This window comes from Acinetobacter sp. 228 (assembly GCF_048147885.1).
Window position 1 is genome coordinate 1 of record NZ_JAYWYV010000270.1, and the last position, 1,372, is coordinate 1,372.

General features: G+C 38.0%; 1 protein-coding gene and 1 pseudogene. Both read right to left on the reverse strand.

Annotation, left to right across the window (positions count from 1 at the left end; genetic code table 11):
* Positions 1-942, reverse strand: a 942-nt coding sequence (locus tag VXQ92_RS18095; RefSeq protein ID WP_416682739.1) for a heme biosynthesis protein HemY, incomplete at its 3' end; no start/stop codon positions are given.
* A 9-nt stretch (positions 943-951) separates the two neighbouring features.
* A pseudogene (locus tag VXQ92_RS18100) lies at positions 952-1,372 on the reverse strand (hypothetical protein); the annotation flags it as partial.

Here is a 1,372-nt window from a genome sequence, read left to right on the forward strand (position 1 = left end):
GGCATAGTCAGGAACCTGCTTAAGCAATTGTTGCTGAAACCATAAGTAAAATACGTCCGGATCGAATTGCTCTTTGAGTAAATGCAAGGTTAATGCTTCATGCTGAATACTCATTTCTGGCATACGGGCCAAAAGTTTTAACCATAACAATTTACTGCTATAAGGTCTGGTTTGAATTTCTGACTCTAAATCCAGATAGCGCTGTTGCAGTGCTTGTAAATCATCAATTGAAGCTTGATCAAACTGTTGAAGAAGTTGTTGTAGCCATAAATCACGATGTTCAGCGTCTAACAAACCATATTTCATAGAACGCAAGTATACCCATGGTTGTTGTAAAGCAAGCTGGCCCCAAAGCGCCGTTAAACGTTGTTGATATGCTGTCTCAATTTCTTCAAGCCATGGCGATAACTGATGCTGATATAAAAACTCAAGATGGGTTAAGGCACGTTCAGCTTCGTTTTGTGCCAAGAATATTTCAATACGCTGTAATTCTGCTAACTCAAAAGCCATTGGTGGGGATTGATCCAAGGCCTCTAAAGCTTTTTGGTAATCTCCACTTAAAACTAGAAATTTGGCATCAATAATATTTTTTAGAAGGCCTGATTGAGTAAAAACACGTTCGATAAATACCCGTTGATCTTCAGCAGCCTCTAATAACCAGACAATACCTAATTGTTCATACGGATGAAGGTTTTTAAACTGAAAAATATTCTCTCTCTTTCTTTGTTCCCGAGAAGAATAACGCTTAATCCAAAGCCATATCACCTGAGCAATAAAGCTCATCACAACAAACGTAAAGACTAATCCCCATACATTTGTTTGCAATTGTAATTGCCGCCAGTAAATATAGACATAACCCATACCATAGCCATAACTGAATAAGGCCAAGGCTGCAAACAGGACTAAGCTAATTAAAAAGTAAACCCACAGGAGATGCTTCATATGTCCTCCTTATGAGCCGATTAGACCAAGTGTCGATAATTTAGGAACAGGCACTACAGATAAATGTGCCACTTTAGCAATACGGGTTTTGAGTTGTTGGCTAGTTGCATCGGGTAATTCATTTAGTTTTTGCATTACTGTCTGCAACTCATTTTGATATTCAGCCATTTTTCCTTGGTTTAAAGCTTGCTCAGCAATTAACAGCCTTAATTGCACTTCTTTAAGCACTACACTTCGGTTCATTAAATTAATAGACGGCGTTTCTACTTTCTCAATACGGAACCATTTTTTCCACCATGACACAGCCTCGGATTGGTCCATCTCAAATTTAGGCTGTTTTAAGGCTTGCTGAATATTTTTATCAATATTCTGGAGTAAATCATCAATGAGTTGATGTCGCTGATTTTGAGCAAGTACAAACTGTTGAATA